Genomic DNA, 5898 nt, shown 5'->3' with positions numbered 1-5898 from the left:
GTGCGGGAGCTGGGGTGCATCGTGGTGGCGCTTAATGGGATGCCGGATCACGTGCACTTGCTTGTTCAGATGTCCACTACCATCACGCCTGCGGATTTGATGCAGAAAGTCAAAGGTGCCTCATCGGGCTTTGCGCGTAATGTGTTGAAGCAAGGCGAGCTGTTTGCGTGGCAGCATGGTTACGGTGTTTTCAGCGTCGGGCAGGATGGAGTGGGAGCGGTCGTTGCCTACATTGCCAACCAAAAACAACACCACGCCGACCACGACGTGTGGGATAATTGGGAACATATACCCATCACCCCCGAAACGGACTTATCCGCCGAAGGCGCGGCGCGAAGCGCCCCATAGCCGGACGTTTCACCGTCCTGGAAATTAAATGGACGATTTACAAACAGCATTAAAAGAGTTTTTTGGGCACGAGGAGTTTCGCGACGGGCAGCGCGAGATTATTGAGGCGGCGGTAGCGGGGGTGGACACGCTGGCGGTCTTGCCGACGGGCGGGGGGAAGTCTATTACCTACCAGCTGCCGGGCTTGCTCTTGCCTGGGGTGACCCTGATTCTCTCGCCGCTGATTGCACTGATGAAAGACCAGGTAGAGAGCCTACCCGAAGCGCTGCAGGGGCGGGTGGCGCTGATTAATTCCTCGCTGGACTCGTCGGAGCTGGGCCGGAGATTGGCGCAGCTCAAGTCGGGGCAGCTCAAGCTCATCTACGCCGCGCCAGAGCGGCTCCGTCAGCCGCCGTTTCTGCATGCACTGAGGCAAGCGGGCGTCTCATTGATTGTTATTGATGAGGCGCACTGTATCAGCCAGTGGGGGCATGACTTTCGGCCCGACTACCGCGCCGTGGGGAGGGCCGTTCAAGAGCTGAACCCGCGTTCGGTGCTCGCCGTCACGGCCACGGCGCCGCCGGATGTGCAGCGCGATATCGAGCAGCAGCTGGGGCGCAAGCTCAAGGTTATTCTGAAGCCGACATGGCGCGAGAACTTGTTTCTGGAGGCGCGACGGGTCAAGAGCAACGACGAGAAGCTCTTTGCCACTGTGGAGATCTGCCAGCAGTTCGACGGTGTCGGGCTGGTCTACGCATCATCACGGGATCGGTGTGAGGATATCTCCCGCATGCTCAAGCGCCAGGGCGTCGCGGCGGGGTTTTATCATGCGGGGTTAGAGCCTGTCGAAAGAGCGGCGGCGCAGGATCGGTTTATGAGTGGCGAGGTGCGCGTGATGGCTGCCACCGTCGCGTTTGGCATGGGCGTCGACAAGTCCGACATTCGGTTTTTACTGCACTTCAATCCCTCACGCACGCTAGAGAACTACTACCAGGAGGCGGGTCGTGCCGGTCGTGACGGGAAGCCGTCACGCTGCGTGATGCTCTACACCTCCTCGGACATGGCGTCTGCGACCCGGCGGCTGGGCGAGGATGCGCTCACGGCGGAGCGTGTGCAGAGTGTGTATCGGGCGGTGCGTCGCGTACTCGGGCGGCGGCGGTGTGCTCCCGTGCGCTTCGAGGCACTGGCAAGCGAAGTGGGCGGCGACGATGGCCTAGTGCGCAGTGCCTTGCCCGTGCTGGAAGAGCTTGGTCTGATCGCCCGCCACGCCGATCTGCCCCGTGCCTTGCATCTGTACAGCGAGCAGTTCACGAGCGAAGAAAGTGATCCTCTTGCAGACTTGCTTCTTTCTGCCGGGAGCGATCCCGTGGCCCAGGCCGAGGCATCGGGGCTGCACTTAGCCGACCTGGAGCACGAGATTCTGCGCCTACAAGAATCCGGCTTTCTGACCTACCGCGCCGCGCCCCGCGATCTGTGCCTGGAGCTGGTGCAACCCCCGGAAGACACCAAAGCCCGGCTTGAGGAGCGTCTGAAAGAGCGCGCCGAGGCCGCCGCCTACCGCGCTGCCGCGATGAAGGCCTACGGCGATGAGGTCAAGTGCCGTCACGCCCAGATCGCTCGCTACTTTGGGGATCGCTGGCCGCGCCGCACGTGTGGGATGTGCGATGTGTGCGAGAAGCCCTCCCTCCCCCGGCCCCTCCCTCCCGATAACGGGAAAGGGAGGGGAGAAAGAAGTGTGCCTACCCCCTCCCGTTATCGGGAGGGGGTCGCGAGGAACGAGCGGGGGGAGGGCCAAGGTTTGGACGCTCTGCGCCTGCTCCATGACCTGGCAAGTGGCTACTACCCGTTTCATCTGGGAAAGCCTGGGCTCATGAAAGCCCTGCGCGGCACACCCGATGCGCCCATGAAGCCGAATCGCACCAGTGCGTTTGGGGCACTAGAGGGCTGGAAAAAAGCCGATGTCGAGCGGCTGATTGAGGCGCTGATTGAGCAGCACTACCTTCGCCGCGACGAAGAGGATGAGTACCGTCGGCTCTACCTCACCGAGAGTGGGCTGGAGGCGCTTCAATCGAGGACGCTGGATATCGAGTGGCGTGCGCCGTCGGTGGTGCAGGCACAGGCTTCCAGTGCGAGTGCGGATCCGGCGCTGCTCATCGTGCTGAAAGCCTGGCGTAAAGAGCAGGCGAGTGAGCAAGCCGTCCCGCCGTATGTCATCTTCGCTGATAAAGTGCTGGAGGGAATCGCCGCCCGCAAGCCCGCCAATGAGTTCGAGCTACTAGAGATTGCCGGAATTGGGCCAGGAAAAGCAGCAAAGTTCGGCGAGGCGGTTCTGGAGCTGGTACAGAAACAGGGATAGGTTTTACAGGTGCTTCGGATTAGTATAAACTCATAATTTGACAACAAATTCAGACAGGGTATACTGAACCATTCGTTTTTGCCCGCTGTTGGGCTGGAGGTTTTTTTATGGTAAAGCGCTATTCTTCACGGTCAGCTTTCACACTGATCGAACTTCTGGTGGTGATCGCAATCATCGCGATTCTGGCCGCCATTCTCTTCCCCGTCTTTGCACAAGCCCGCGAGAAAGCTCGCCAGACAGCCTGTTTGTCGAATATGAAGCAGATGGGAACTGCTGCAATGATGTATGCTCAGGACTACGATGAAGGTATGCCCGCATGGAACTGGGGACTCATTACCGCCGCTGCTTTTCCTACTTGGGATACGCCTCCTTTTTACTGGGACAGTGTCTTGTTGCCGTATGTCAAAAGCGGTAACCCGACCATTGGGGATCGGGGTGGTGTTTGGAAGTGTCCTTCGGCAGCTTTTGGCTCTAATATTCGTAGCTATGGATACAGTCAAGTTCTGATGCGCTTGGGGTGGGAGACCAATTCCAATGGAACTGCCTATCGTTTTCCTAATCTGCCTGAGATGGAAGCACCTGCTCAGACTATTTTTGTCGGAGATGGTAGCTCTGGTGGACGGCTTGCTCCTCCTTGGTGGTATCAGAGCTATACCAACCGTGGAGGCACTGCGACTGCCCTTCCACGCGCAGCAAGCACAGCCAACAATGCCTGGGAATGGCCCGACCGTCATGCAGGAGGAGCAAACTATGTCTTCTGTGATGGTCATGCAAAGTGGTCTAAGGACTCTCAAGCTTTCCCGCCTGGTATGACTCAGATTCGCGGCAGTATTGCTTTAGGTAGCCCAACATCTAAAGCGGCCTTTAAAGCTTGTGTCGACTTATTTGCCTCTACTTCTAGTGAGCGAGATTGGTGTCGTGCACGTCAGTAAGTTATTCCTGTGAAGCTCAGAACAAGCCGGGGAAGCGAACGCTTCTCCGGCTTGTTTTATTTTGTGGCGGCTTCGGCGGCAAGCTTACCCATAAGGATCGAGAACTTAAAGCCATGCCCCGAGCATGCCGAGATACGTGTGATTTTCGGGCGCGGGTGGTCAAAGACAAAGCTTTCGTCGGGAGTGTTGGTGTAGAGGCACGACGCGTGGTGCATGATCTCTGGGCCAAGGCTCGGTAAGCGTGTGACGGCATAGGCTAAGGCCGCATCGTCGTCGCTTTCTAGCGTCGGGCGATCCGGATGATCGGGGGCGAATACTTCGGCAGGCACATGACGAGCGAGCTTCACACCAGGAATGCGGCCATCGCTGGGGAAGCCGTACCAGTAGGTCGCCATATCAATCCAGACCGGGTAGCCGACTAGCTCACCGGAGAGGTAGGTCACTTGCTGGCGTGTGACGGTGAGGGGCAAAGGCGACTCCGGGAAGAGTGTGTTGGCCCAGGCTCCCGCGCAGACAATCACGTGATCAAAGCCGGAGAGCTCTGTCAGGCTCTCGATTACGGTGTTCTCGCGCATCTCCGCTCCTGATTTCTCTGCCAGCCGCGCCTGGGCTCGCACGATAGCGCCCGCTCGCAGGAAACCCGCGTCACTCTGCCAGATCGCGATTTCGTCGGCAAAGAGCTGGATTGCCGGGAAGCGCTCGGAAATTTCCTCCGGGCGGAGTAGCTGGTGTGGAACGCGGTTCACCTCAAGTGCACGACGCGTGCTAGCCAGCTCAGGGTGCTCTTTGGGGCCGAAGGTGAGTCCGCCACAGCGCACGAAAAGCTCCTCACCCGCTGCTTGCTCCAGCGCGTCCCAGAGCGGGTAGGCTTGGCCCATGAGCTTGGTGTAGTGCGCCTCGGGATAGGCATAGCGAATGATCCGCGACTCCCCGTGCGATGAACCCAGCCCATGTCCGATGGTGAAGCGCTCAAACCCAACAACCGTGTGGCCCGCCTCGGCAAGAAAGCGGCACGCTGCACTGCCCACCGCGCCAATGCCAACAACGGCAACTCTCATTGGGCGAGCCGGAAACCATCGGAGTCGCCGCGCCCGGCGGGGTGGCTCCAGGCACGGCCCGCGCACCGAAACGAGGTGACGGTGGTGTAGCTGTACCACGATGCGCCCCGTAGAATCCGATCCGTGCCCGTTGCTGCGCCGGTGGGATTCTCCTCGGGAGAGCTCGCGTAGTACTTGGCACCGTACCAGTCCGCACACCACTGAAAGACATTGCCCGCCATGTCCGAGAGGCCATAGCCATTGACAAAGACATGTTCGGTGCGGCTGACAGGGGCTGTCTTATCGCGCTGCTGGGAGACGCTGGACCAGCTCAGCTCATCTTTGTAGGTGTCGCCCCAGGGGAAGATCGGTGCCGCCTCGCCGCCCTGCGCTGCGTACTCCCACTCGGCCTCCGTGGGCAGGCGCAGCTTGGCCCAGTCGGCCAGAGCCTTTGCCTCTTCCCAGCTCATGTTCACCATCGGATGATCGGCAGTCCAGCCCCAGGCGGGCGGGTCGGGCATCTTTCGGCTCGTGGCCTTGCAGAACTCCTGGAATACTGCCACGGTCACCGGGGTGCGCCCCAGCTTGAACGCCGCGAGGGTCACCTTGTGCACGGGAGCACGGTCGGGCGCGGTGTCGGGGCTACCCATCATAAAGCTGCCCGCCGGGATAGAAACAAGCTGCGCTTTATAGTCGGCCAGTGTCAGCGGAGCGGGAGGAAGTGTCGGCTTGGGGGGCGTTGGCCTGATCGGCTCGGGCTTGGGCTCGGCGGGGAACTTGTCAAGCAGCTCCTGAAGGGTCTTCGCCAGTGCCGGGGCGGGCTTGAGCGTGCTGGCGCGGGTGAGGCTTGCCCGCGCCTCACCCACTTTGCCCTGCCGTAAGGCAATGCGCCCCAGCCAGTAATGTCCCTCAGGAGCACGGGGCTGGAGCGCAATGGCTTTACGGGCCTCCACTGCCGCCGCATCCAGCTTCCCCGCCACCGCAAGCTGCTCGATGCGCTTGAGTAGCGCCGGAAAGCTCTCCGCCGGTTGGAGGATCGCAAGAAGAGGCATCATTGCTCTGAGTTTACCCGATCACGCCTTGATGTCGAGCCGGGGCGGCTCCAAGGGGAATACTCTACCTATTGATAGCACAAATGCATCGGTTCGCCACTCTTCGCCTCCAAATGTATAACCTTCGAGAGTGGATAGTCTTCCGTCGTCGACAAAGAGGACACATCCAGCACCGTTCTCAACCCCTGTGAGCT

The 5898-nt window shown here is 60.2% G+C and carries 5 protein-coding genes; 3 read left to right on the top strand and 2 right to left on the bottom strand.

Annotated features, from left to right (window positions below; genetic code table 11):
* From ACH2EH_RS04860 to ACH2EH_RS04850, 3 genes are all read left to right on the top strand, one after another.
* A partial coding sequence (locus ACH2EH_RS04860) for a transposase (RefSeq protein ID WP_395139481.1) occupies positions 1–348 on the top strand: 348 nt, incomplete at its 5' end.
* A gap of 28 nt (positions 349–376) precedes the next feature.
* Positions 377–2683 (top strand): RecQ family ATP-dependent DNA helicase, encoded by a 2307-nt coding sequence (locus tag ACH2EH_RS04855; protein ID WP_395139479.1) that lies wholly within the window; start codon positions 377–379, stop codon positions 2681–2683.
* 107 nt (positions 2684–2790) lie between these two features.
* The gene (locus ACH2EH_RS04850) at positions 2791–3615 is read left to right on the top strand and encodes a DUF1559 domain-containing protein (RefSeq protein WP_395139477.1); all 825 of its coding nucleotides are present in this window, start codon (positions 2791–2793) and stop codon (positions 3613–3615) included.
* 56 nt (positions 3616–3671) lie between these two features.
* Here the strand turns inward: ACH2EH_RS04850 and solA are convergent, their stop codons facing one another.
* Positions 3672–4673 carry an N-methyl-L-tryptophan oxidase gene (gene solA, locus ACH2EH_RS04845; RefSeq protein ID WP_395139475.1) on the bottom strand — a complete coding sequence of 334 codons (1002 nt, stop codon included), beginning with the start codon at positions 4671–4673 and terminating at the stop codon, positions 3672–3674.
* A complete protein-coding gene (locus ACH2EH_RS04840) occupies positions 4670–5707 on the bottom strand; it encodes an SUMF1/EgtB/PvdO family nonheme iron enzyme (RefSeq protein WP_395139473.1) in 1038 nt (345 codons plus the stop codon). Before ACH2EH_RS04840 ends, solA begins: the two co-directional genes overlap by 4 nt.
* Positions 5708–5898 lie beyond the last annotated feature (191 nt).

This window comes from Armatimonas sp. (genome assembly GCF_043760365.1).
Classification (GTDB): Bacteria; Armatimonadota; Armatimonadia; order Armatimonadales; family Armatimonadaceae; genus Armatimonas.
This window is presented reverse-complemented; position numbering and strand designations above follow the sequence as displayed.